The organism is Agrococcus sp. TF02-05 (assembly GCF_017565345.1).
Classification (GTDB): Bacteria; Actinomycetota; Actinomycetes; order Actinomycetales; family Microbacteriaceae; genus Agrococcus; species Agrococcus pavilionensis.
This window is the reverse complement of sequence record NZ_JAGEKO010000001.1, coordinates 537341-561130: the sequence shown is the minus strand read 5'-3', so window position 1 is coordinate 561130 and position 23790 is coordinate 537341. Positions and strand designations below refer to the sequence as shown.

Below are 23790 nucleotides of genomic sequence, written 5' to 3'. Positions count from 1 at the left end.
GAGGGGTCAGCGCGTCGAGTCGTCTCGCTCCCATCGCGCCGCACGCGCTCGTGAGCGGCTCGCGCGACTGCGCGCGAGCAGAGTGACCGAGGCGAACACACTCGCGTCCCAGAGGCTCTGCGGGCCTCGGACGGATCTGAGTAGAGCGCGCGCTGTAGCGCGGCCCGAGTCCAGGCCTTGTTGCGCGGGTCCACGTCGGGTACGCACCAGCACCCGCAGCAGATCGGCGGCCCGCCTCGGCGTGCGCACCCGCACCGGAGGCGCCAGCGGGATCCGCTTCTCTTCAGCGCGGAACAGCTGATCGACGTGGACATCGTCCGCGATGACCTCGGGGAAGCGGCCGAGTCGCCCATGCCCTGCCGCGTTCAGGGCGTACGTTCCCGCACCCCAGAGGGACTGAGCGAGGTGCGGCAGTCGCGCGCGAGCGCGGAAGTACGCCCGAACCAGCGCGGTCGCACCGAGAGAGTCGTACTCGAAGGGCGGACGCGCCGCCAGGACGCCGTCGGCTCCGAGAGCGCGCACCAGCGCCGGGACGGCTGCCGAGGGGAATTCGATGTCCGCGTCGAGGTAGACGCGTGGCCAGGCTGATGCCTCGGCATCCCCGGCGTTGAGAGCTCCGGTCTTGGAGGGCTCGGAGAGCTCGACCACGCGCACGCCGGCGATCTCGCGCGCGCGGTCCGCCGTCCGGTCGCTGCACCCGTTGCAGACGACCACGGTCTCCAGCGCGCCGAGCGCGATGGGCTCGCTGAGGCGCCCCAGCGTTCGCGAGATGACGCGCTCCTCGTCGTGGGCGGGGATGACGACCGCCGCTGACGTCCGCCCCCGCGAACCCAGCCATGTCCCCTGCGGGAGCTCCGCCCACCGCCGCTCGTCGCGGAGGTACCGCGCCACGGTCGCCTGCGACGAGGCGCGACGACCGCGCAGGAGCGCACCCACGGTCACCGCCATCCTGTAGGACGCTGCGCTCCGCGGTGCGTGCTTGCGCATGTAGCGCACGCGGTTGACGTTGAGGAGAGCGTCCAGCTGCTCGGACGCCCCCGAGCCGCCCTGACTGTGGTGCACGATCGCGGCAGGCTGATACCGGATGTGCAACCCAGCGTCACGGATGCGGCGGCAGTAGTCGGTCTCCTCCGAGTACAGGAAGAACCGCTCGTCCCACTCGCCGACCGCTCGGGCGGCGGCGCTCGAGACGAGCAGCGCGGCTCCCGTGGCCCAGTCGACGCAGCGGGGGCTGTCGTAGGCCTGCGGGTCCCGGATCCACTCTGTCAAGGCACCCGGCCGATTCCGCCAGAGAGGCCCGAGCACCGCATCGCACCACGCCCGCAGCGCCGTCGGCTCGGAGAAGAGCGACTCGGCGGTCCTGCCGTGACGGTCGAGGATGCGGGGCACCGCGGCGCCGGAGCTCGGGTCGCGTCGGAGTGCGTCGAGCAGCGCCTGCACGGCTCCCCGCTCGACACGGAGGTCAGGGTTCAGGACGAGGAGCGCTCCGTACGCGCCGGCCTCCGCGGCGGCGGCGTTGATGCCGCCCGCATAGCCGAGGTTGCCACCAGTCGAGATCACCACGACGTCAGCGTGCCGGGCGAGGCGATCGAGCGTGTCGTCCGTCGACGCGTTATCGGCGACGATGACCCGCATCGTCGTGTCGACCGCCTCCGGGCGCAGAGATTCGATGAGCGCGTCGATCGTCGCTCCGCTGTTGTAGGTGACGACGACCGCGGCCACCTGGACGGAGCCCTCGCGCACGAATTCGCCGACCCTGCTCGGCGCCACCGGGGTCGTCGTCACCGTCGTGGTGCTCGTCGCGCTGGCTCGGACTGCTGTCATCGCGCTGCGCTCACGCGGCTCGGGACCGGCGCACGGCGACGTATGCCGCAGGCGCTTGGACGAGGTAGCGCTTCGCGAGCCGCCGGGGCTCGAGCAGCAGGCGCCACGCCCACTCGAGGCCGGCCGCCGAGACCCACTCCGGGGCGCGGGCTACCCTGCCCGCGAGGAAGTCGACGACCGCGCCGAAGGCCAGCAGGACCTCCGCTCCGGTCTCCTCTCCATACTCCGCGATCCACGCCTCCTGGCGCGGCTTGCCGAGGCAGACGATGAGGATGTCGACTCCCGCGACGCGCAGCGCGCTCGCGATGCGCCGGCACTCGAGGGGCGACGAGAGCGTCGCTCGGGCTGGTGCCCACTGCCCTAGGTAGTTGACCTCCGGCCACTCGCTGCGGAAGCGCTCGGCGAGCGCCGAGCCGCACGCCGGCGACCCACCGAGGATCGCGACGGTGCGGCGCTGGCGCGCGGCGTCGTCGAGTATCCCGCCGATGAGGTCGCTGCCCGACAGCTTGGGGTAGGGGTGGCCCGTGATGCGTCGCACCTGGCTGGCAACGGGAGCGCCGTCGATCAGGTTGAGCCAGTCGACGGCCGAGCCCGGTCGCGCCACGCCCGTGGGGAACTGGTGGATGTGATCGAGGTTGACCGATGCGACCGCGAGCGGGCGACCGGGACGCCGCGACGCCGCGACCGCGGCGAGCGCCTCCGTGCGACTGGCGAGGTGCACGACCTCCGACCCGATCGGCACCACCGGGAGCGCGCGAGGCGCCGAGCCTGGGCGGCCTTGCGCCGAGGCGCGCTCCTCGTGCGGGCGGCGCGACGAAGGGACTCGCATGACCGGTGCTCCTCAGTACGCGCCCGCCGGATGGACGACGAGCCGGGCTGTCTTCGCGATGATCATGAGGTCCTCCATCACTGACCAGTTCTCGACGTAGCGGAGGTCGAGGCGCACGCTCTCCTGCCAGCTGAGGTCGCTGCGCCCGCTGATCTGCCACAGCCCCGTGATGCCGGGCTTGAGGTAGAGCCGCCGCTTGACCACCTCGTCGTAGCCGGTCGCCTCGTTCGGCAGTGGGGGACGCGGGCCGACGACGCTCATGTCACCGCGCAGCGCGTTCCAGAACTGCGGCAGCTCGTCGAGCGAGTGGCGCCGCAGGAAGCCGCCAACGCGGGTGATCCGCGGATCGTCCCTGAGCTTGAAGAGCGGGCCGGCCGCCTCGTTGAGCGCGCGCAGCTCCTCGAGCCGGGCCTCGGCGTCGACGTGCATCGTGCGGAACTTCAGCATCGCGAAGCTCTGCCCGTCGCGCCCGACGCGCTGCTGCCGGAACAGCACGGGGCCGGGGGAGTCGAGCTTGATCGCGATCGCGATCGGCACCGCGACGATGCCGACGACGAGCAGCGCGCACGCGGAGACGCCGATGTCGAGGGCGCGCTTCAGGCTGTGCCTGCCCCCGTCGAAGGTCGGGATCCGCACCTGGATGAGCGGCAGGCCATCGATGGGCCGGAACGAGATGCGCGGTCCGGCGACATCGGTGAGTCGGGAGAACAGCACCAGCTCCGCGCACGTGCCCTCGAGCTGCCGCCGCAAGCGGGTGAGGTATTCGGGATCGGCATCGGTGCTCGCGGCGAGGATGACGGTGTCGGCGCTCATGCGCTCGGCGTTCTCGGCGACGCTCGCGGTCGTGGAGAGCACCGGAACGCGCCGACCGGCGAGCTCGAGCGGCTCGCCCGGGTCGCCCCGCACCGCGGCGCCGACGACGTGGTAGCTCAGATCGCGGGCCGCACTCAGCCGCTCGAGCACGTACGCGATCTCGTCGCGCTCGCCGACCAGGATCGTGCGCGACGCCCACTCGCCCTCCTTGCGCCGCGCGATGAGCCAGCGACGCCACTGCCACCGCCCGATCAGCAGGGCGAGCAGGCCGATCGGGATCCCGACGAGCAGCTGGAGGCGCAGCTCGGGCCAATCGCCCACGAGCGCCGCGGCCGCGAGCAGAGCGAAGGCCAGCCCGGTCGCGTGCGCGACTCGACGGTACTCGCGCACCCCCGAGCCCAGCACGCTCGCGTCGCGCGAGCGCGTGGCCGCGAGCATGGCCAGCCACACCACCGCGGTCAGGAGCGGAGCGCCCACGAGACGCTCGGGCGGCACGGGAGCGAGCTCCGTCGCGAAGGAGCTCGCGGCGATCGCGTCGATCGCGGTCGCGCCGAGGACGACGAGCAGATCGGTGACGAGCAGCCGGTCGTGCGCGCGGCGCTCCCATCGCAGCCGTCGAGCGAGCGTCGAGGTGGAGCGGGGCGACCGCGCGCCCGGCAGCTCGAAGGCGACGGGACCGGCGCCGGCAGTGCTCGTGGCCCAGGGGCGGCGGCGCGGCGCGAGGCTCGGTTGCGCGGAGCCCATCACTCGCTGCACTCGACATCACCCGCTTCCCCGTCGAAGGTGTCCCGCCGATGCGCGGTAACACTGTTATCGCAACGTATGAGCGAATCTCGGGAGCGGCAAGCGCAGATCCCCGCACGGACGGAACCGTGCGGGGATCTGCGGGTGGGCTTGAGCGGTTGCTCAGCGCTCCGGCGTCGAGTCCAAGGGTCAGCCCAGCGCGGACTCCAGGATCGCGGCGAGCTCCTGCGACGAGCGCTTCGCCGATCCGGTGGCGGGGCTCGCGGATGCCGGGCGCCCGACGACCTTGAGCGTGCGGCCGTGCAGGTGGCGGGGGAGCGCCAGGTGCATGAACGGCCACGCGCCCTGGTTGAGCGGCTCCTCCTGCACCCACACGAGCTGCGCGTTCGGGTAGCGGTCGACCGCGTCGTTGATCTCGTCGATCGGCAGCGGGTAGAGCTGCTCGACCCGCACGAGGGCGACGTCGCTCCGGCCGCGCTTCGCGGCCTCGGCCTTCAGGTCGTAGTGGATCTTGCCCGAGTGCAGCAGCACGCGCGTGACGGCGGCCGGGTCCTGCACCTGCTGATCGTCGATCACCGTCTGGAAGCTGCCGCTCGTGAAGTCCTCGAGACCGCTCGTCGCGTCGCGCAGGCGCAGCATCGCCTTCGGCGTGAAGACGATGAGCGGTCGGCGCGGCCGGGCGTAGGCCTGGCGGCGCAGCAGGTGGAAGTGGTTCGCCGGCGTCGACGGGCGCGCGATCGTCATGTTGTCCTCGGCCGCGAGCTGCAGGAAGCGCTCGATGCGGCCCGACGAGTGGTCGGGACCGGCGCCCTCGTAGCCGTGCGGCAGCAGCAGCACGAGCGAGGAGTGCTGGTTCCACTTCTGCTCGGCCGAGGCGATGAACTCGTCGATCACGATCTGCGCGCCGTTCGCGAAGTCGCCGAACTGCGCCTCCCACAGCACGAGCGCGTCGGGGCGCTCGACGGAGTAGCCGTACTCGAAGGCCATCGCGGCGTACTCGCTCAGCAGCGAGTCGTAGATCGACAGCCGGGCCTGCTCCGGGCCGAGGTTCGCGAGCGGCAGCCACTCCTGGCCGTTGTTCCGGTCGTGCATGACGGCGTGGCGCTGCACGAACGTGCCGCGACGCGTGTCCTGCCCCGACATGCGCACCGGGGTGCCCTCGAGCAGCAGCGAGCCGAGCGCGAGCAGCTCGCCGAACGCCCAGTCGACGCCGCCCTCGCGGCTCGCCTTGACACGCTTGTCGAGCACCTGCTTGACCTTCGGGTGTACGGCGAAGCCGTCGGGCGCGTTGCCGTGCGCGTCGCCGATCGCGGCGATGACGGATGCGTCCACCCCGGTCGACTCCGGCTCGCCGGCGGCCTGCTGGAAGGCGGCGGGCGTCACGATCGGCATCGAGCCGGTCGCGGCCGCGTGGGTCTCCATGAAGGCCTGCTCGAGCTTCGCCTGGAAGTCGGCCTGCGCCTCCTGGTACTCCTCCTCGGTGATGTCGCCGCGGCCGACGAGGTTCTCGGCGTAGAGCGTGCGCACCGAGCGCTTCGCCTCGATGAGCGAGTACATGAGCGGCTGCGTCATGGTCGGGTCGTCGCCCTCGTTGTGCCCGCGGCGGCGGTAGCAGATGAGGTCGACGACGATGTCGCGCTTGAACTCCTGGCGGTACTGGAACGCGAGCTCGGCGACGCGCACGACGGCCTCGGGGTCGTCGCCGTTCACGTGCAGCACGGGCGCGTGGATCGCCTTCGCGATGTCGGTCGCGTAGGTCGAGGAGCGCGACTCGGTCGGCGGGGTCGTGAAGCCGACCTGGTTGTTCACGACGAGGTGCACCGTGCCGCCCGTCTGGTACGCGCGCAGCTGCGAGAGCTGGTGCGTCTCGAACACGACGCCCTGACCGGCGTTCGCGGCGTCGCCGTGCACGAGGATCGGCAGCACCGACTGCTCGCCGTTGCCGAGCCGGTCCTGCTTCGCGCGCACGATGCCCTCGAGCACGCCGTTGACCGCCTCGAGGTGCGAGGGGTTCGCCGCGAGGTAGACCGGCACGGTCGAGCCGTCGGCGGCGGTGAACTCGCCCTCGTTGCCCAGGTGGTACTTGACGTCGCCCGAGCCCTGGAAGACCGCGGCGCCCTCGAACTCCTGGAACACCTGGCCGTAGGTCTTGCCGGCGATGGAGGTGAGCACGTTGAGGCGGCCGCGGTGCGGCATGCCGATCGCGACCTCGTCGAGGCCCGCGGCGGCCGAGCCCGCGAGCACGGAGTCGAGGAAGGCGATCATCGACTCGGCGCCCTCGAGCGAGAAGCGCTTCTGGCCGACGTACTTCGTCTGCAGGAAGGTCTCGAACGCCTCGGCCTCGTTGAGCTTGCGCAGGATGCGCATCTGCTCGTCGTGCGTCGGCTTGACGTACGGCACCTCGAGGTGGCTCTGGAACCACTGGCGCTGCGCCGGGTCGGGGATGTGCATGTACTCGACGCCGATCGTGCGGCAGTACGAGTCGCGCAGCACGCCGAGGATGTCGCGCAGCAGCGCCGAGCGCTTGCCGCCGAAGCCGCCCGTGACGAACTCGCGGTCGAGGTCCCAGAACGACAGGCCGTGGTGCTCGATCTCGAGGTCCGGGTGCGTGCGCTGCACGTACTCGAGCGGGTCGATGTCGGCCATCAGGTGGCCGCGCACGCGGAACTGGTTGATGAGCTGCGCGACGCGCGTCTGCTTCGAGAGCTCGTCCGACTCCCGCACCGACACATCCGTCGACCACTTGATGGGCTCGTAGGGGATGCGGAGGTCGGCGAAGATGCCGCGGTAGAAGTCCTGCTCGCCGACGAGCAGCCCGTGCACGATCTTGAGGAACTCGCCCGAGCCGGCGCCCTGGATGACGCGGTGGTCGTAGGTCGACGTCATCGTCACGGTCTTGCCGACGCCCGCCTCGGCGAGCCGCTCGGGGCTCGCGCCCATGAACTCGGCCGGGTAGTCGAGCGCGCCGACGCCGATGATGCAGCCCTGGCCCTGCATGAGGCGGGGCACCGAGTGCACGGTGCCGATGCCGCCGGGGTTCGTGAGCGAGATCGTCGTGCCCGCGAAGTCGGCCGCGTCGAGCTTGTTGGCGCGGGCCTTCTTCACGAGCGCCTCGTAGGCGGCGACGAACTCCGAGAAGTCCATCGACTCGCAGCCCTTGATGCTCGGCACGAGCAGCGCGCGCGTGCCGTCGGGCTTCGGGATGTCGATCGCGATGCCGAGGTTGACGTGCGGCGGCGCGACCATCGCGGGCTTGCCGTCGATCTCGTCGTAGTAGACGTTCTGGCTCGGGAACGCCTTGAGCGCCTGCACGAGCGCGTAGCCGATGATGTGCGTGAACGACACCTTGCCGCCGCGCGTGCGGCGCAAGTGGTTGTTGATCACGATGCGCTGGTCGATCATGAGCTTCGCCGGCACGGTGCGCACACTCGTGGCGGTCGGCACCGAGAGCGACTTGTCCATGTTGGCGGCGAGCGTCTTCGGCATGCCGCGGAGCGTCGTGACGACGGGCTCGTCGGCCTTCCGCTCCTCGCCCTTCGCCGCCTGCTTCTCGCTCGCGGTCGGCGCGTCGGCGGGCACGGGCGTCGGGCGGGCGGCCTGGCGGGTGGTCTTCGCGACGATCGCGCCCTCGGCCTTCGCGGGCGCGGGCGTCTCTGCCGGGCCCATCGCGTCGGCGCGCGTCGAGTCCTGCGTCGCCTGCGCCTCGCCCGAGTCGACGGGCTTCGGCGGGCGCGACTCCGCGCGCACGGGCTTGCGGGGCGGCGCGGGCTGCTTGGGCGCGGCGGCGGGGGCCGGCGGCTCGGCGGCGGGCGCCTTGGGCGTCTCGCTCATGCTCGTCTCAGCCTCGCCGGAGGAGCGCTGCGCCGCGTAGCGCTCGAGGATGGGCCACCACGACTGGGCGACGGAGCTCCTGTCCTTGATGAACAGCTGGTACTGCTCCTCGACGAGCCACTCGTTCGCTCCGAAATCGCTGTCGTCCGCAGGGCTGGACACGGTATCGATCGCCTCTTCCGATTCTCGCGGGCACGCCGCAGGCACTCCGCGGCGACACTGCCCTCCAGCATAGTGGCGCGCGCTGGGCGCTCCGCGCGTCAGGGCCGAGGGAGCACGCCGAGCTCGACGAGGTCGACCCCGGTCGCCTCGACCGCGAGCATCAGCACCTCGCGGCGCCACACGACGCGCGGCTCGAAGCGCAGCGGCATGCCCGCCTCCGCCGGGGTGCGGTCGCCCTTCGCCCCGTTGCACGCGACGCACGCGGTGATGGTGTTGAGCCACGTCGACTCGCCGCCGCGCGAAGCGGGGTGGATGTGGTCGATCGTCGCGCCGGGCGCCTCGCAGTACGCGCAGCGCCGGCCGTCGCGGTCGAGCACGCCGCGCCGGCTCCACGGCATGCGGTCATACAGCCGCGTGTGCGGGATCCGCACGTAGTCGTTGAAGACCACGACGCGCGGCACGGGCAGCTCGATCGAGTTCGAGCGGATCATGCCGTCCGCGGCGAGCATGATCTGCGCCCGCTCCTTGACGAGGAACGCGACCGCGCGCTGCAGCGAGGCGACGCCGATGGGCTCGAGCGTCGCGTTGAGCACCACCACTTGCGCTGCCATCGCGGATCTCCAGCACCATCGTGCCGCACGAGGGCTATGAAGCGCATGTGGGATGCGCGCACTAGCGTGCAGGCATGGATCTCGCGGTCGTGCCGCTCGAGCGCGGCGCCCGCATCGCGGTGGCCGCGCTAGATCGTGGCGGCGCGGCGGATGCTCGGGTCCACGAGGCGGCGCGCGTCGCCGACGACGAGCGGCTCTCGGCGCCGGGCGCGCGCCTCGTGTGGCAGGACGCGCGCGCGATCGCTCCCGCGCTGCTCGACGCGGGCGTGCGGATCGAGCGGGTGCGCGACCTGAGGCTCGTGCACCGCATCCTCGTCCAGGCGAGGGGGCTCCCGCTCGAGGAGCGATGGTCGCGACCGCTCGAGGCGGGCGCCGACGCGCTCTTCTCGCTCGCACCCGAGGCGGAGGGCGTCGCGGCCGTGGCCGAGCAGCTGCGCGCGCAGGAGGCGGCGATCGGCGACGACGCGGGGCTCGCGATGCTCGCGGCGGCCGAGTCGATGGGTGCGGTCGTCGCGGTCGAGCTCGGCCGCGAGGGCCTGCCCTTCGACGTCGCGCGGCACGACGCGCTCCTCGTCGAGGCGCTCGGCGAGCGCTCGGCGGGTCGGCCGGCGCGCATGGACGAGCTCGCGGCCGCCGTGCGCGAGGCGCTCGGCGACCCGTCGCTCAACCCCGACTCGCCGCAGGACGTGCTGCGGGCGCTCCGCCGCGCGGGCCTCGACGCGACCTCGACCGCGCGGTGGGAGCTGCGCGACCTCGAGCATCCCGCGATCGAGCCGCTCATCGCGTACAAGCGGCTCGCGCGCCTGCACACCGCGAACGGCTGGGCGTGGGCGAAGCGCTGGGCGCGCGCCGACGAGCGGGGCCGCACCCGGCTGCGCATCGAGTACGTGCCCGGCGGCGTCGTCACCGGCCGCTGGGCGACGGAGGGGTCGGGCGCGATGCAGATCGCGAGGCAGATCCGCGGCGCGGTCGCGGCGGAGCCGGGCATGCGCCTCGTCGTCGCCGACGCCGCGCAGCTCGAGCCGCGCGCGCTCGCCGCGCTCGCGCGCGACGAGGGCCTCGCCGAGGCGGGCAGGGGCGCCGACCTCTACCGCGGGCTCGTCGATCGCGGCGTCGTCGCGAGCCGCGAGCAGGCGAAGGTCGGCATGCTCGGCGCGCTCTACGGCGGCACGCGCGGGCAGGCGGCGCTCGTGCTGCCGCGGCTCGCGCGCGCCTACCCGCGAGCGATGGCGGCGGTGGAGTCGGCAGCGCGCGCGGGGGAGCGGCGCGAGCGCGTGCGCACGTGGCTCGGCCGCACCTCGCCCGAGCCGCCGCGGTGGCCGAGCGACGAGCGCGGTGCGGCGCAAGCGCGAGCCTGGGGCCGCTTCACGCGCAACTTCGTCGTGCAGGGCACCGCCGCCGAGTGGGCGCTCGCGTGGATGGCGGGCGTGCGGCGCGCGATCGCCGACGTCGACGGGGCCGCGCTCGTGTGCTTCCTGCACGACGAGGTCATCGTGCAGGCGCCCGAGGCCGATGCCGAGGCCGTGGCCGAGGCGATCCGCGATGCCGCGGCGCTCGCCGGCCGGCTGCTCTTCGGCGACTTCCCGGTCGAGTTCCCGGTGCAGACGGCGGTCGTCGACGACTGGGGGCAGGCGAAGGGCTGACGCATCCGGCGCTCTACCCTGGGAGCATGCGCTTCATCGACGACGTCCCGGAGCACGACCTCACCTACTCCGACGTCTTCCTCGTCCCCAGTCGCAGCGACGTCGGGTCGCGCATGGCGGTCGACCTCGCCCCCGACGACGGCACGAGCGCGACGCTCCCGCTCGTCGCGTCGAACATGAACTCGGTCACGGGCCCCCGCATGGCGGCGACGCTCGCGCGCCGCGGCGGGCTCGCCGTGCTCACGCAGGACCCGCCGCTCGAGCAGACCGTCGCGTCGATCGCGTGGGTCAAGGCGCAGCCCATCGCCCTCGAGTCGCCGCACCGCGCAGCGCCCGGGGACGTCGTGCAGGACGTGCTCGAGCGCGTCCCGGCGCTCGAGGGCCACGCGGTCGCGGTCGAGGACGCCGACGGCGCGCTGCTCGGCGCGATCCCGGCCGAGCGGCTCGGCCACGCGCTGCCCGACGCGACGCTCGGCGACCTGCTCCACTCGCGCCTGCCCGAGCTCGCGCCCGCCGACGTCGCCGACGGCCGGTCGATGTTCGCGGCGCTCGAGCGCGAGGGCGTCGCGGTCGCGCCCGTCGTCGACGACGGCCGCCTCATCGGCTTCGCCTCGCGGCTCGGCGCGCTGCGCGCCGACATCTACCGCCCCGCGCTCGACGCCGGTGGCAGGCTCAGCGTCGCCGCGGCGGTCGGCATCAACGGCGACCCGGGCGCGAAGGCGGCCGCGCTCGTCGAGGCGGGCGCCGACGTCATCGTCGTCGACACGGCCCACGGCCACCAGGCCGGCATGCTGCGCGCGCTCGAGGAGGTGCGCGCGGCCGTCGGCGACGAGCTCCCGATCGCGGCGGGCAACATCGTCTCGTCCGACGGCGTGCGCGACCTCGTCGCCGCGGGGGCCTCGATCCTCAAGGTCGGCGTCGGCCCGGGCGCGATGTGCACGACCCGGATGATGACGGCGGTCGGCCGCCCCCAGTTCTCGGCCGTGCTCGACACGTCGACGACGGCGCTCGAGCTCGGCGCGCGCGTGTGGGCCGACGGCGGCGTGCGCTACCCGCGCGACGTCGCGCTCGCGCTCGCCGCGGGCGCCTCGAGCGTCATGATCGGCTCGTGGTTCGCGGGCACGATCGAGGCCCCCGGTCGCCTGCAGCGCGACGCGCAGGGGCGGCTCTTCAAGGAGTCGTGGGGGATGGCGTCGACGCGCGCGGTCGTGGGCCGCTTCGGGCAGCTCGACGCCTACGAGCTCGCGCGCAAGCAGCTCTTCGCCGAGGGCATCTCGACCTCGACGATCCTGCTCGACCCCGCCCGCCCGAGCGTCGAGGACCTCGTCGACATGATCACCGCCGGCGTGCGCTCCTCCTTCACGTACGCGGGCGCCGACTCGGTGCCCGCGTTCCGCGAGCGGGCGCGCGTCGGCGTGCAGTCGGCGGCCGGCTACGAGGAGGGCAAGGCCCTCCCGGTCTCGTGGTGACGAGCGGCGCCCCGACAGCGGGGATGCACCGATGCCGCTCGTCTAGAATGTCGCCGTGAACGACGACAACAGTCATAGTCCGCGGCCGGAACCGACCCGTTGATGGATGCGCTGCTCATCGGCATCGGCGTCATCCTCACCGTCGGGACCGGCCTCTTCGTCGCGAGCGAGTTCGCGCTCGTCAACCTCGATCGCGCGGATCTCGAAGCGCGCCGCGAGCGCGGCGAGAAGCGCCTCGACGGCACGATCAAGGCGCTCCGCCAGACCTCGACGCACCTCTCGAGCGCGCAGCTCGGCATCACGCTCACGACGCTCCTGACGGGCTACACGATGGAGCCGGCGATCTCGCGGCAGCTCTCGCCCGTGCTCGTCTCGTGGGGACTCGCCGAGGGCGTCGCCGGCCCCGTCTCGAGCGTCATCGCCATGACGGGCGCGACGATCCTCTCGATGATCGTCGGCGAGCTCGTGCCCAAGAACCTCGCGCTCGCGAAGCCGCTCGGCACCGCGATCGGCGTCACGCCGTTCCAGCGCGCGTTCACCGCGGTCTTCCGGCCCGCGGTGCTCGGCCTCAACGGCTCGGCCAACGGCATCCTGCGCTCGATCGGCCTCGAGCCGAAGGAGGAGCTCTCGGGCGCCCGCACCGCCGAGGAGCTCTCGACGCTCGTGCGCCGCAGCGCCATGGAGGGCGCGCTCGACGTCGGCGCCGCGACGCTGCTCTCCCGCACGCTGCGCTTCTCCGAGCTCTCGGCGGGCGACGTCATGACGCCCAGGCCGCGCGTGCAGGCGATCGAGCGCAGCGCATCCGTCGCCGACCTCGTGCAGCTCGCGCACCAGACGGGCCTCAGCCGGTTCCCGGTCGTCGACGGCGACCTCGACGAGGTGCTCGGCATCGCGCACGTCAAGCAGGCGATCTCGGTGCCGCGCGAGCGGCGCGCCGACGTGCCGGTCGCCGCGATCGCAGAGGAGCCGCACCGCGTGCCCGAGTCGGTGCACCTCGACGCGCTGCTCGGCGACCTCAAGGAGCGCGGCTACCAGATGGCGGTCGTCGTCGACGAGTACGGCGGCACCGCCGGCATCGTGACCCTCGAGGACCTCGTCGAGGAGGTCGTCGGCGAGGTCTCCGACGAGCACGACCGCATGCACGTCGAGGTCGTGCGCGGCCCCGGCTGGGTGACGTTCCCCGGCTCCTTCCGGCCCGACGAGCTGCTCGAGCGCGCGCGCGTCGCGGTGCCGGAGGAGGGCCCGTTCGAGACGATCGGCGGCTTCATCATGGCCGAGCTCGGCACGCTGCCGAGCGTCGGCGACACCGTGCGCGTCGAGGGCGGCACGCTGCGCGTCGACCGGGTCGACGGGCGGCGCGTCGATCGCGTGCGCTTCATCGAGGACGAGCCGGCGAGCGAGCCGGCCCGCGAAGCCGCGGAGGGGGAGCGATGAACGACTGGCTCGGCATCATGTGGCTGTTCATCCTGCTCGCGGCCAACGCGTTCTTCGTCGGCGCCGAGTTCGCGGTCATCTCCGCGCGCCGCAGCCAGATCGAGCCGCTCGCCGACCGCGGCAACCGCGCGGCGAAGCTCGCGCTGTGGGCGATGGAGCACGTCTCGCTCATGCTCGCGATGTGCCAGCTCGGCATCACGATCTGCTCGCTGCTCATCCTCAACGTCTCCGAGCCGGCGATCCACCACCTGCTCGAGGGACCGCTCGAGTGGACGGGCCTCGCGCCCGAGGTCGTCTCGGTCGTCGCGTTCGTCATCGCGCTGCTGCTCGTCACCTACCTGCACGTCGTGCTCGGCGAGATGGTGCCGAAGAACGCCGCGTTCTCGGTGCCCGACCGCGCCGTGCTGCTGCTCGCGCCGCCGCTCGTGCTCATCTCGCGCATCTTCAAGCCCGTCATCTGGGCGATGAACGAGGTCGCGAACGGCATCCTGCGCCTGTTCCGCGTGCAGCCGGTCGCCGAGGCGGCGAGCGCCTTCACGATCGACGAGGTCGAGACGATCGTCGAGACCTCGAAGCGCGAGGGCGTGCTCTTCGACCCGACGGGCGCGATCTCGCGCACCTTCGAGTTCACCGAGCGCCGCGTGCGCGACGTCGCGCTCCCGCTCGACGAGATCGTCACGCTGCCCGCGCGCGCGACGCCGGCCGACCTCGAGGCCGCCGTGCGCGAGCGCGGCTTCTCGCGCTACGTCGTCTCGGATGCCGAGGGCATGCCGAGCGGGTACGTGCACGTGAAGGACGTGCTGGGGGCCGACGACGCCGAGATGGACGTGCCCGTGCCGGCCAAGCGCATCCGCCAGCTCGCCTCGATCTACCAGGACGCCGAGCTCGAGGACGCCCTCGCGCTCATGCGCTCGACCGGCGCGCACATCGCGCGCTCGTTCGACGCGAACGGCGACACGACCGGGCTGCTGTTCCTCGAGGACATCATCGAGGAGCTCGTCGGCGAGGTGCGCGACGCGACCAGGAGGCTCTTCTGAGCCAGGCTCGGGCGTGCCAGGCTCGAACATGGCTGTGGCTCGCCTTCGGCGGCGTGCACGCGCTGCTCGCGATCCTCGCCCTGCCGAGCGTCTCGGATGCCTACGGCGACGTGCTGACGGTCTACCCGTTCTGGGTCGAGCAGGGGCTCGGCGCCGAGGGCAGACCGGGGCAGTGGCTCGGCGTCGACGAGCCGTGGGTCTACCCGCTGCTCGCATGGGCGCCGATCCTCGCCTCGAGCGCCTTCGGCACCGCGGCGCTGCCGCTCGTGTGGATGCTGCTCGTCACGGCGCTCGACGCGGTCGCGCTCGCGCTGCTGCTGCGCGTGCCGCGCGGGCTCGTCATGGCGTGGACGTGGCTCGCGCTCCTCGTCGCGCTCGGCCCCGTCGCGATCGCTCGCATCGACACGGTCGTCGTCGCGCTGTGCGTCATCGCGATCGTCGCGCTGCGCAGCGACCGGCCGGGCGTCGCGGCGGCCCTGTTCACGATCGGCGCGTGGATGAAGGTGTGGCCGGGCGTGCTGTGGCTCGCGCTGCTCGTCGTGCGGCGCGAGCGGATGCGCGTGGTCGCGGCGGGCGCGCTCGTCTCGGCCGCGGTGCTCGCGCTCGCCGCGCTCCTCGGCTCGGAGCACGCGCTCTCGTTCCTCACCGAGCAGGACGATCGCGGGCTGCAGATCGAGGCGATCGCGGCGACGCCGTACCTGTGGCTCGCGAGCGCGGGCGAGGCGCACGTGCTCTTCGACCGGCAGATCTACACGTTCCAGGTCGAGGGCGACGGCGTCGGCGCGGTCGCGGCGCTCGCGACCCCGGTGCTCGTCGCGGCGGTGCTCGCGATCGGCGCCCTCGGCGCGCTCGCGGTGCGGCGCGCGCACCGGCGGGAGGCGATCGTGTGGCTCGCGGTCGCGCTCGTCGAGGCGATGATCGTGACGAACAAGGTCGGCTCGCCGCAGTTCGTGCTGTGGCTGTTCGTGCCCGCGCTGCTGCTCGCCGAGGCGGGCGCGCGGCGGCACTGGATCGGCGTCGGCGCGATCGCGCTCGTCGCGGCGCTCACCCAGCTGCAGTTCCCGTGGACCTACGACTGGCTCGTCGCGGCGCACCCCGCGGCGGTCGCGCTGCTGACGGCGCGGAACGCGCTCCACGTCGCGCTCCTCGTCGGGGCGGTGTGGATGCTCGTGCGGGCCGCGCGCGTCGGCCCGGTCGGCGTATCAGGCGAGGAGCGTCGACAGCAGCTCGCCGACGCGGCCCGACTCGATGAGGAACGCGTCGTGGCCGAAGCCGCTCTCGAGCACGACGGGCTCGGGGCCCGAGACGCTCGTCGGGATCCCTGACGCGAGCCGCCGCTGGTCGGCGACCGGGAAGAGCCGGTCGCTCGAGATGCCGACGACGAGCGTCGGCGCGGTGACGCGCTCGAGCGCGGCCTCGACGCCGCCGCGGCCGCGGCCGACGTCGTGCGTCGACATCGCGTCGACGAGCCGCACGTAGGAGCCGGCGTCGAAGCGGCGCGTGAAGCGGTTGCCGTGCACGTCGAGGTAGGACTCGACCTGGAAGCGCCCGCCGTGCAGCGGGTCGACGCTCGACTGCCACTCGCGGCGGAAGCGCTCGTTGAGCTCCTGCTGCGAGCGGTAGCCGAGCATCGCCATGCGGCGCGCGAGCGCGAGGCCGCGAGCGGGGCCCGCGTGGCCGGGCAGGTCGTAGAAGTCGCCGCCGAGCCAGCCGGGATCGGTCGTGACGGCCTCGATCTGCAGGGTGTTCTGGGCGATCTGGTCGGCGCTCGTCGCGGCGTTGGAGGCGAGCAGCGCGGCGGCGCCGACACGCTCGGGGAGCGCGACGGCCCACTCGAGCGCGTGCATGCCGCCCATCGATCCGCCGACGACCGCGTGCCAGCGGCGGATGCCGAGCTGGTCGGCGAGCCGGCGCTGCGCCTCGACCTGGTCGCGCACGGTCACGCGCGGGAAGCGCGAGCCCCACTCGCGGCCGTCGCGGTCGAGCGAGGCCGGCCCCGTCGAGCCCTGGCAGCCACCGAGCATGTTGGGGGCCACGACGAAGAAGCGGTCGGTGTCGATCGCGCGGCCGGGGCCCACGACGTCCTCCCACCAGCCTGCCGTCGCGTGGCCCGGGCCGGCGGGTCCGCGCACGTGGCTGTCGCCCGTGAGCGCGTGCAGCACGAGCACGGCGTTCTCCGCGCGCTCGTCGAGGCGACCCCACGTCTCGAACGCGAGCACCGCATCCGGGATCGTGCCGCCCGACTCGGTCTCGACGTCGCCGATGCGGGCGAAGCGCCGCTCGCCGGGGTCGTCGCCCGGTCGCCACGCGCCCGTGACGGGCACGGGGCGCGCGTCGGGCTGCGCCTCGACGAGCCGCGCCGCGGGCACGCGCGAGGCCGGCTGCGCGTCGTCGCTCAGCTGCCAGTCCACGCGTGCCCGCCCGTGCCCGTCGGCGCTCAGGCGCTCGCCGAGAGCTCCGCCGACTTCGCGGCGGCGGCGTCGAGGCCGCGACCGAGGTCGGCGATGAGGTCGTCGACGTGCTCGATGCCGACCGAGAGGCGCACGAGCCCGGGCGTGACGCCCGCGCTCAGCTGCTGCTCGGGCGTGAGCTGCGCGTGCGTCGTCGACGCGGGGTGGATGACGAGCGAGCGCACGTCGCCGATGTTGGCGAGGTGGCTGAAGAGCTCGAGCGACTCGACGAGCGCCTTGCCGGCCTCGACGCCGCCGCGCAGCTCGAACGAGAGCACGGCGCCGGTGCCGCGCGGCGCGAGCTCGCGGCCGCGCTCGTGCCACGGGCTCGACTCGAGGCCCGCGTAGTGCACGGCCGCGACCTGCGGGTGCGCCTCGAGGAAGCGCGCCACGGCGGTCGCGTTCTCGACGTGGCGGTCGAGGCGCAGCGAGAGCGTCTCGATGCCCTGCAGCAGCTGCCACGCGGTGTCGGGCGCGGCGGATGCGCCGACGTCGCGGAGGAGCGTGACGCGCGCCTTGAGGATGTAGGCGATCGCGTCGCCGAGCGCCTCGGTGTAGGTGACGCCGTGGTACGACTCGTCCGGCGTCGTGAGGCCCGGGAACTTGTCGGACTCCGACCACGCGAAGCGGCCGCCGTCGACGATGGCGCCTGCGACGACCGAGCCGTGGCCGCCGAGGAACTTCGTCGCCGAGTGGATGACGATGTCGGCGCCGTGCTCGAGCGGGCGGATGAGGTAGGGCGTCGCGATCGTGTTGTCGACGATGAGCGGCACGCCGGCGTCGTGCGCGACGCCCGAGACGCCCGCGATGTCGAGCAGGTTGATGCGCGGGTTGCCGATCGTCTCGGCGAAGAGCAGCTTCGTCTCGGGGCGGATGGCGCGGCGCCACTCGTCGAGGTCGTCCTGGTCCTCGACGAAGGTGACGTCGATGCCGAGCCGCTTGAGCGTGAAGCTGAAGAGGTTGTAGGTGCCGCCGTAGATCGACGACGACGAGACGATGTGGTCGCCGGCGCTCGCGATGTTGAGCACGGCGTAGGTGCTCGCGGCCTGGCCCGACGCGAGCAGGAGGGCGGCGCTGCCCCCTTCGAGCGCCGCGAGGCGCTGCTCGACGACGTCGTTGGTCGGGTTCATGATGCGCGAGTAGATGTTGCCGAGCTCGGCGAGGCCGAACAGGCGGGCAGCGTGCTCGGTGCTGTCGAACACGTAGGAGGTCGTGCGGTAGACGGGCGTGATGCGCGCCTTCGTCGTCGGGTCGGGCTGCGCGCCCGCGTGGACCTGGAGGGTCTCGAACTTCCAGTCGCTCATGGGGTGCTCCTTGCGGGTCGATGCCGAGCTGGGTCGTGCTCCATCGTGCGGTCGATCGCGCGATCGGGCCAGCCGATCGCGTCGCACGGCGTAACACTCCGGCTCCTCGGGCCTCGGGCCGAGTGGCGCCGATCGGCCGCCGCCTGCTTGCATGGCGGCATGAGCGAGAAGCGGATCGTCGTCACGGGGGCATCGAGCGGCATCGGGGAGGCGGTCGCGCGCCAGGCGGTCCAGCGCGGCTGGCGCGTGCTCGCGGTCGCGCGCCGCGCGGAGCGGCTCGAGGCGCTGCAGCGCGACACCGGCTGCGAGGTCCTCGCGGCCGACCTCACCGACGAGTCCGACATCGCGCGGCTCGCGGAGGCGGCGGCGGCGTTCCGGCCGACGGGGCTCGTGCAGGTCGCGGGCGGTGCGAAGGGCGCGGCGCCCCTCGCCGAGACGTCGATCGACGACTGGCGCTGGATGTTCGAGGCCAACGTCATCGGCACGAAGCGCGTCATCGACGCGCTGCTGCCGCTCCTGCGCGAATCGACGCGCGACGGCTCCTACGCCGAGATCATGGTCGTGACGTCGATCGCGGCGACGGTGCCCTACACGGGCGGCTCGGGCTATAACGCGGCGAAGTCGGCCGAGAAGCAGCTCGTCGACGTGCTGCGGCTCGAGCTCGCGGGCGAGCCGATCCGCGTGATGGAGGTCGCGCCGGGCATGGTCTGGACCGAGGAGTTCAGCCTCGTCCGGTTCGAGGGCGACAAGGAGAAGGCGGATGCGGTCTACAAGGACGTGCAGGACCCCCTCTCGGCGGATGACGTCGCGCGCGTCATGACCGACATCCTCGCGTTGCCCGGCCATGTCTCGGTCGACGAGACGATCATCAAGCCGGTGGCGCAGACGCATCCGTGGATCGTCCACCGCGGACCGCTCACCGCGAAGGACTGATCCTCTGGCCGCCTAGGAGCGCGGCGCCGGCGTCGCGCCCGGCACGGCCTCGACGACCGGCTCGGGGTCGGCGAACGCGAGCCGCGGCACGGCGACGAGCGCCGCCGCGGCGACGAGCGCCGTCACGCCGCAGATGATCCACACGACGATGTAGCCGCCGAGGCTCGCGGCGGTGCCGACGGCGCCGACCGCGAGCACGATCGCGAAGATCGACGACGCGAACGAGCCGCCGATCGTCTTCGTCGTGTTCGTCATGCCGGTCGCGACGCCCGTCTGCCCACGGGGTGCGGCCGCCGCAGCCGCGGCCGGTAGCGCGCCGACGAGCGCGCCCGAGCCGATGCCCGCGACCGCCATGCAGGCGAAGACCTGCCAGATCTCGAGGTGGAACGGCACGAGCAGCAGGTAGCCGACGCCGACGAGCGTCGAGGCGATGATGAGGAGCAGTCGGGGTCGGATGCGCGTGGAGAGCGCGGCGAGCGCGCCGGCGCCGACGATGAGCGCGAGCAGGTAGACGCCGATGAGGAGCGAGCGGCCGGTCGCGTCGAGCCCCAGGCCGTAGCCGAGCGAGGGATCCGTGCCGGCGTAGGTCGCGAGCGGCGTCTGCGCGCCGAGCAGGCTCACGCCGACGAGTCCCGCGGTGAGCTGCACGGGCCACATCGACGGCTGCCGCATGACGCGCAGGTCGATCGCGGGATCGGCCTTGCCGAGCACCCAGCGGCCGAAGGGGAGGAGCAGCAGCACGCCGAGCGCCATGACGGCCCAGCCCCACCACGCCTCGAGCCCGCCGATCTTGAGGAACGTGAGGCCAGAGGTGATGGTGAGGAGCGACAGCGCGAGCAGCACGAAGCCGCCGGCGTCGAGGCGGCGGTCGGGGAGCGGCTCCGACTCCGGCACGCCCCAGAGGATCGCGAAGAACGTGAGCGTCACCATCGCGGCCGGCACCATGAGGGTCGGCGGGATGGCGTCGCCGAAGGCGCCGAGGGCGGCGGCGGAGCCGAGGGCGCCGAGGATCGCTCCCGCTTCGAGGGCGATGACGAGCAGGCCCGCGGCGCGGCGGGTCGTCGACGGTGCGACGCCTGTGCGGCGGCCGCGGTCGAAGATGAGCGCGACCTCGAGCGGCAGCCACACCGCGTAGGCGCCCTGCAGCGAGAAGGCGATGAGGTAGCTCGTGAAGTCGCCCGCGAAGGCGATCCACCAGCTCGCCGCGGCGGTGATCGCGGTCGAGAGCAGCAGCATGCGCTTGTGGCCGTGCATGTCGCCGAGCTTCGCGAGGATCGGCACGAAGAGCGCCGAGAGCAGCAGCTGCCCGGCTTCGAACCAGTTGACGTCGGCGTCCGTGACGTCGAGGTGGCGGGCGATGTCGGGCGTGAGCGTGACGTACCAGCCCTGCAGCACCCCGCTCGTCAGCTCGACGCACACGAGCCAACCGATGAGGGCGAGGGGCACGGCGCGCGACGTCGACACGCGTGCATCATGGCACCTCCGCAGGCCTGTGCAGCGACGAGGCGCCGGTCGTACCCTGAGGCATGCCGCAGGCTCTGCTGTTCGGCGCGGTCGCCTCGAGCGCGCTCATCGTGGGCGCGCTCGTCGGGATGCGATTCGAGCTGCCGAAGCGCGTGCTCGCGATCCTGCTCTCGTTCGCCGCCGGGGCGCTCGTCACTGCGCTCGCGTTCGAGCTCTTCGAGGACGCCTACGAGATGGGCGGCATCTGGCGCGCGGCGATCGGCCTCCTCGTCGGCGCGCTCGTGTTCACGCTGCTGAGCGCACTGCTCGATCGCGCCGCGCAGCCGGGCAAGGGCGCTCCCGCCGACGAGGTCGCGGGGAGCGCGAAGCTCGACACGGATGCGGCGGCGACGGATGCGCGGGCCTCGAAGGCCTCGACGCGCGGCACCGCGGGGCTCGCGCTGCTCGCCGCCGTGACGCTCGACGGCGTCCCCGAGAACGTCGCGCTCGGCGTCTCGCTCACGGAGGGCTCGGGCGGCCTCGCGCTGCTCGCGGCGATCTTCGTCTCGAACCTCCCCGAGGCGCTCGTCGGCGCATCCTCGATGAAGGAGCAGGGGATGTCGGGCCGCAAGGTGCTCGGGCTGTGGTCGGTCTGCGCGCTCCTGCTCGTCGGCGCGGTCGTGCTCGGCGCCGGGCCGCTCGCGAGCGCCGAGGCCGAGACGATCTCGCTCCCACTTGCGTTCGCCGCCGGCGCGGTGATCGCCTCGCTCGCCGACACGCTCATGCCCGAGGCGTACGAGCACGGCGGCCCCGCCGTCGCGATGAGCACGGCCGCGGGCTTCGTGCTGTCGTTCGTGCTCTCGCTCGCCTGAGCGTGCCGAGCAGCCGCATCGGGCCCGGCCGCGATGGCGGCGTGCGCCCGCAGCGTGACCCGGGAGTGGAGGCCGACGCGCTCGGCTGTGACTGACGAGAGCTGCGGCAGCGGGATGGTGCCCGTCTCGTCATCGCCCGTGCGAGCGCCGACCTCTGCCCCACCGTCGGTGGCGGATGCCAGCACGCCCCTGGTGAGGATGCCGAGGCTCGTGCTGCAGCTCCACTCGATGCGGTGCCGGAAGACCAGGATGCGAGCGGGGATGCCCCGCATCATCGCCTTGAACTCGAGCACCGGCACCGTCGCGCCGCCGATCATGCCAGCACGCTATGCCTCAGTTGCATGCTCCGGAAGTCCCGACCTGCGAGACGGCATCGCATCGCGGCGCGGCGTGCGGTCAGACGGCTTGACCGGCGAGGTCGCAGGTGCAGTCCTGGAGGTGTGCCCATGGCGGGTCGCTCGCGGTGCACTGCGCCGGTTCGTCGCTCGAGAGGTCCCAGATGTCGACGCCGCGGTCGACGAACGCGGGTCCGGCGGGCTCTGGCTCGTCGAGGTAGATCTTCCCTGTGGGGCTGGTCCATTCGAGGACGCCTTGGTCGAGCTGGCGGACGGTCCAGGCGGTGGCGTGCTTCATGAGGTGGTGTCGGCGGCAGAGGTGGGCGAGGTTTCGGAGGGTGGTGGGTCCGCCCTCGGCGTGGGCGATGGTGTGGTCGGCGTCGGCGCGGGAGACGCGGTTGGTGCAGCCGGGCCAGCGGCGTCGGCCGTCGCGGCGCTGGAGCCAGCGCCGCATGGCCCGGTTGGGCTTGTACGTGTCGACCGCGACCGGGACGCCGGTGACGGGGTGGAGGAACAGCCGCTCCGGGTCGGTGCGGAGCGCTTCGGTGGCCTGCTCGATCGCGCGCAGGTGCGTGCCGGTGATGCGGCCGGCCTTGTGGGACGCGTGCGCGGCGGGCAGGTCGGTGACGGTCAGCCACGCGCCGGTGAGCTTCCGCTCCATGGCGCGGTCGGAGAGGCGCAGCTCGGCCGCGAGGTTGGAGGCGCTCTCCTTGACGGCCATGCCGATGTCGCCGCCGCGATCGCGCAGCTGCTGCAGCCGGCCCGCGAGCAGCTCACGCTCTTCGGACTCCAGCCGCGCGCGGCGCAGCTCGATCGCCTTGATCCGGCCCGCGAGCTCGGCCTCCTCCCGCACGTGCTCGGGGAGATCATCGATCGTGCCCGGCAGCGGCGGCACCTGCATGCGGCCGGCGATGAGCTCCTCGACCTCCGCGTCGCTCAGGCGCGCGAGCCGCTCCGCCCAGTCCCGGTCGTAGGCGGCCAGCTCCTCCTCGAGCTCGTCCGCGGTGCGCCCGCGCGGGTCGATCGCGCCCGCACGGATCGACGCGATGTACTCCTCCGCATCGAGCCCCGACCACTCATCCATGCACGCATTCCACCACGGGCCACTGACACGCGAGCGAGCCCGGAGCAGGGCTGTGGAGAACGAGTTCTTCCCGGTCAGGAGCGGAGTCGCTCGACGGGTGGAGGGGCGCAGCGTGCGCGGCGCAGCGCGCGGCTCAGCGGGGCGGTGGAGGGGCCGTCGAGGGCGCGGCCGTAGACTGGACGCATGGCCACCACGCATCCGTTCACGCTGTCCGTGCGCGACATCGTGCACAAGCCGGGCCGCATGCGCGAGGTCGAGGAGACCGCGCCGTTCGGCGACAAGGTCGGCGAGGGTCTCGCCGCGGTGCTGCCCGACCAGCCCATCGAGCTCGACGTGCGCCTCGAGAGCGTGCACGAGGGCATCCTCGCGACCGGGCAGGCGAGCGTCACGGCGCTCGCGACCTGCTCGCGCTGCCTCACCGAGTTCGACCTCGACCTCGATGTCGACTTCGTCGAGCTGTTCGCGTATGATGGTGCGTCGGAAACCGACTACCTCGTGGTCGACGAGTCTGTCGACATGCTTCCGGTGGTTCGGGACGCGGTCGTGCTGGCGCTGCCGTTCCAACCGGTCGACAGGCCGGACTGTGCAGGACTCGATCCTGAGACAGGGGAGCGGCTCGAGCCTGGCACGGTCCACGAGCCGACGGAGACCATCGATCCACGGTGGGCAGCGCTCCAGGGTTTCTCATCAGACGTGTCCGACGACGAGTCGGAAGAGGGCGCGCAGGCGCCGAAGAAGGAGTGAGCAATGGCTGTTCCCAAGAGGAAGATGTCGCGGTCGAACACCCGCGCCCGCCGTTCGCAGTGGAAGGCCGTCGCGCCCAAGCTCGTGAAGACCGTCGAGGGCGGCAAGACCGTCTACAGCCTCCCGCACCGCGCGAAGGTCGTCGAGGACTCGGCCGGCACCGCGCTGTACATGGAGTACAAGGGCCGCAAGGTCGCCGACGTCTGATCCTGCTGGGACCCTTCGTCG

The 23790-nt window shown here is 72.8% G+C and carries 17 protein-coding genes and 1 pseudogene; 9 read left to right on the top strand and 9 right to left on the bottom strand.

Annotated elements, in window-relative coordinates:
• Window positions 1–6 precede the first annotated feature (6 nt).
• From JQT67_RS02805 to JQT67_RS02785, 5 genes are all read right to left on the bottom strand, one after another.
• Window positions 7–1785, bottom strand: coding sequence for a glycosyltransferase family 2 protein (locus JQT67_RS02805; protein ID WP_208063359.1), 1779 nt, complete (start codon window positions 1783–1785; stop codon window positions 7–9).
• Between the two features lie 49 nt (window positions 1786–1834).
• Entirely contained in the window at window positions 1835–2653 is an 819-nt protein-coding gene (locus tag JQT67_RS02800) for a WecB/TagA/CpsF family glycosyltransferase (protein ID WP_084155151.1), read from the bottom strand.
• A 12-nt stretch (window positions 2654–2665) separates the two neighbouring features.
• Window positions 2666–4210: a sugar transferase gene (locus JQT67_RS02795; RefSeq protein WP_208063358.1), complete on the bottom strand. Its 1545-nt coding sequence runs from the start codon at window positions 4208–4210 to the stop codon at window positions 2666–2668.
• A 189-nt stretch (window positions 4211–4399) separates the two neighbouring features.
• Window positions 4400–8203 carry a multifunctional oxoglutarate decarboxylase/oxoglutarate dehydrogenase thiamine pyrophosphate-binding subunit/dihydrolipoyllysine-residue succinyltransferase subunit gene (locus tag JQT67_RS02790; RefSeq protein WP_307864176.1) on the bottom strand — a complete coding sequence of 1268 codons (3804 nt, stop codon included), beginning with the start codon at window positions 8201–8203 and terminating at the stop codon, window positions 4400–4402.
• Window positions 8204–8301: 98 nt separating this feature from the next.
• The gene (locus JQT67_RS02785) at window positions 8302–8814 is read right to left on the bottom strand and encodes an HNH endonuclease (protein ID WP_208063357.1); all 513 of its coding nucleotides are present in this window, start codon (window positions 8812–8814) and stop codon (window positions 8302–8304) included.
• 74 nt (window positions 8815–8888) lie between these two features.
• Between JQT67_RS02785 and JQT67_RS02780 the strand changes: the two genes are divergently transcribed.
• From JQT67_RS02780 to JQT67_RS13370, 5 genes and pseudogenes are all read left to right on the top strand, one after another.
• Window positions 8889–10457: a bifunctional 3'-5' exonuclease/DNA polymerase gene (locus JQT67_RS02780; RefSeq protein ID WP_208063356.1), complete on the top strand. Its 1569-nt coding sequence runs from the start codon at window positions 8889–8891 to the stop codon at window positions 10455–10457.
• Between the two features lie 26 nt (window positions 10458–10483).
• Window positions 10484–11926 (top strand): GuaB1 family IMP dehydrogenase-related protein, encoded by a 1443-nt coding sequence (locus JQT67_RS02775; RefSeq protein WP_208063355.1) that lies wholly within the window; start codon window positions 10484–10486, stop codon window positions 11924–11926.
• A 102-nt stretch (window positions 11927–12028) separates the two neighbouring features.
• Complete coding sequence (locus JQT67_RS02770; RefSeq protein WP_021010271.1) at window positions 12029–13360, top strand: hemolysin family protein; 1332 nt, start codon at window positions 12029–12031, stop codon at window positions 13358–13360.
• Window positions 13357–14397: a hemolysin family protein gene (locus JQT67_RS02765; RefSeq protein WP_208063354.1), complete on the top strand. Its 1041-nt coding sequence runs from the start codon at window positions 13357–13359 to the stop codon at window positions 14395–14397. The genes JQT67_RS02770 and JQT67_RS02765 overlap by 4 nt, the downstream gene beginning before the upstream one ends.
• A gap of 53 nt (window positions 14398–14450) precedes the next feature.
• A pseudogene (locus tag JQT67_RS13370) lies at window positions 14451–15305 on the top strand (glycosyltransferase 87 family protein); the annotation flags it as partial.
• Window positions 15306–15599: 294 nt separating this feature from the next.
• Here the strand turns inward: JQT67_RS13370 and JQT67_RS02760 are convergent.
• A complete protein-coding gene (locus JQT67_RS02760; RefSeq protein ID WP_208063353.1) occupies window positions 15600–16808 on the bottom strand; it encodes a homoserine O-acetyltransferase in 1209 nt (402 codons plus the stop codon).
• Between the two features lie 26 nt (window positions 16809–16834).
• Window positions 16835–18151, bottom strand: coding sequence for a bifunctional o-acetylhomoserine/o-acetylserine sulfhydrylase (locus tag JQT67_RS02755; RefSeq protein WP_243755508.1), 1317 nt, complete (start codon window positions 18149–18151; stop codon window positions 16835–16837).
• Between the two features lie 159 nt (window positions 18152–18310).
• Between JQT67_RS02755 and JQT67_RS02750 the strand changes: the two genes are divergently transcribed.
• On the top strand, window positions 18311–19084 hold the full coding sequence (locus JQT67_RS02750) for an SDR family NAD(P)-dependent oxidoreductase (protein WP_208063351.1): 774 nt from the start codon (window positions 18311–18313) through the stop codon (window positions 19082–19084).
• A 12-nt stretch (window positions 19085–19096) separates the two neighbouring features.
• On the opposite strand, the gene JQT67_RS02745 is transcribed toward JQT67_RS02750, so the two are convergent.
• A complete protein-coding gene (locus tag JQT67_RS02745) occupies window positions 19097–20548 on the bottom strand; it encodes an MFS transporter (RefSeq protein ID WP_307864174.1) in 1452 nt (483 codons plus the stop codon).
• A gap of 62 nt (window positions 20549–20610) precedes the next feature.
• Here JQT67_RS02745 and JQT67_RS02740 point away from each other — a divergent pair, with 62 nt between their 5' ends.
• On the top strand, window positions 20611–21399 hold the full coding sequence (locus JQT67_RS02740; protein ID WP_208063350.1) for a ZIP family metal transporter: 789 nt from the start codon (window positions 20611–20613) through the stop codon (window positions 21397–21399).
• A gap of 396 nt (window positions 21400–21795) precedes the next feature.
• Here JQT67_RS02740 and JQT67_RS02735 read toward each other — a convergent pair whose 3' ends face one another.
• Window positions 21796–22818: an HNH endonuclease signature motif containing protein gene (locus JQT67_RS02735; RefSeq protein ID WP_208063349.1), complete on the bottom strand. Its 1023-nt coding sequence runs from the start codon at window positions 22816–22818 to the stop codon at window positions 21796–21798.
• A gap of 243 nt (window positions 22819–23061) precedes the next feature.
• Between JQT67_RS02735 and JQT67_RS02730 the strand changes: the two genes are divergently transcribed.
• Window positions 23062–23562, top strand: a complete 501-nt coding sequence (locus JQT67_RS02730; protein ID WP_243755507.1) for a DUF177 domain-containing protein — start codon at window positions 23062–23064, stop codon at window positions 23560–23562.
• A gap of 3 nt (window positions 23563–23565) precedes the next feature.
• A complete protein-coding gene (gene rpmF, locus JQT67_RS02725; RefSeq protein ID WP_021009302.1) occupies window positions 23566–23769 on the top strand; it encodes a 50S ribosomal protein L32 in 204 nt (67 codons plus the stop codon).
• The last annotated feature ends 21 nt before the right edge of the window (window positions 23770–23790 follow it).

Bases quoted from the DNA above. Each gene is read 5' to 3' on its own strand.
- JQT67_RS02770 (WP_021010271.1), top strand. From the start codon at position 12,029: ATGGATGCGCTGCTCATCGGCATCGGCGTCATCCTCACCGTCGGGACC.
- JQT67_RS02785 (WP_208063357.1), bottom strand. From the start codon at position 8,814: ATGGCAGCGCAAGTGGTGGTGCTCAACGCGACGCTCGAGCCCATCGGC.
- JQT67_RS02765 (WP_208063354.1), top strand. From the start codon at position 13,357: ATGAACGACTGGCTCGGCATCATGTGGCTGTTCATCCTGCTCGCGGCC.
- JQT67_RS02775 (WP_208063355.1), top strand. From the start codon at position 10,484: ATGCGCTTCATCGACGACGTCCCGGAGCACGACCTCACCTACTCCGAC.
- JQT67_RS02740 (WP_208063350.1), top strand. From the start codon at position 20,611: ATGCCGCAGGCTCTGCTGTTCGGCGCGGTCGCCTCGAGCGCGCTCATC.
- rpmF (WP_021009302.1), top strand. From the start codon at position 23,566: ATGGCTGTTCCCAAGAGGAAGATGTCGCGGTCGAACACCCGCGCCCGC.
- JQT67_RS02730 (WP_243755507.1), top strand. From the start codon at position 23,062: ATGCGCGAGGTCGAGGAGACCGCGCCGTTCGGCGACAAGGTCGGCGAG.
- JQT67_RS02800 (WP_084155151.1), bottom strand. From the start codon at position 2,653: ATGCGAGTCCCTTCGTCGCGCCGCCCGCACGAGGAGCGCGCCTCGGCG.
- JQT67_RS02780 (WP_208063356.1), top strand. From the start codon at position 8,889: ATGGATCTCGCGGTCGTGCCGCTCGAGCGCGGCGCCCGCATCGCGGTG.
- JQT67_RS02750 (WP_208063351.1), top strand. From the start codon at position 18,311: ATGAGCGAGAAGCGGATCGTCGTCACGGGGGCATCGAGCGGCATCGGG.
- JQT67_RS02755 (WP_243755508.1), bottom strand. From the start codon at position 18,151: ATGAGCGACTGGAAGTTCGAGACCCTCCAGGTCCACGCGGGCGCGCAG.
- JQT67_RS02735 (WP_208063349.1), bottom strand. From the start codon at position 22,818: ATGGATGAGTGGTCGGGGCTCGATGCGGAGGAGTACATCGCGTCGATC.
- JQT67_RS02795 (WP_208063358.1), bottom strand. From the start codon at position 4,210: ATGGGCTCCGCGCAACCGAGCCTCGCGCCGCGCCGCCGCCCCTGGGCC.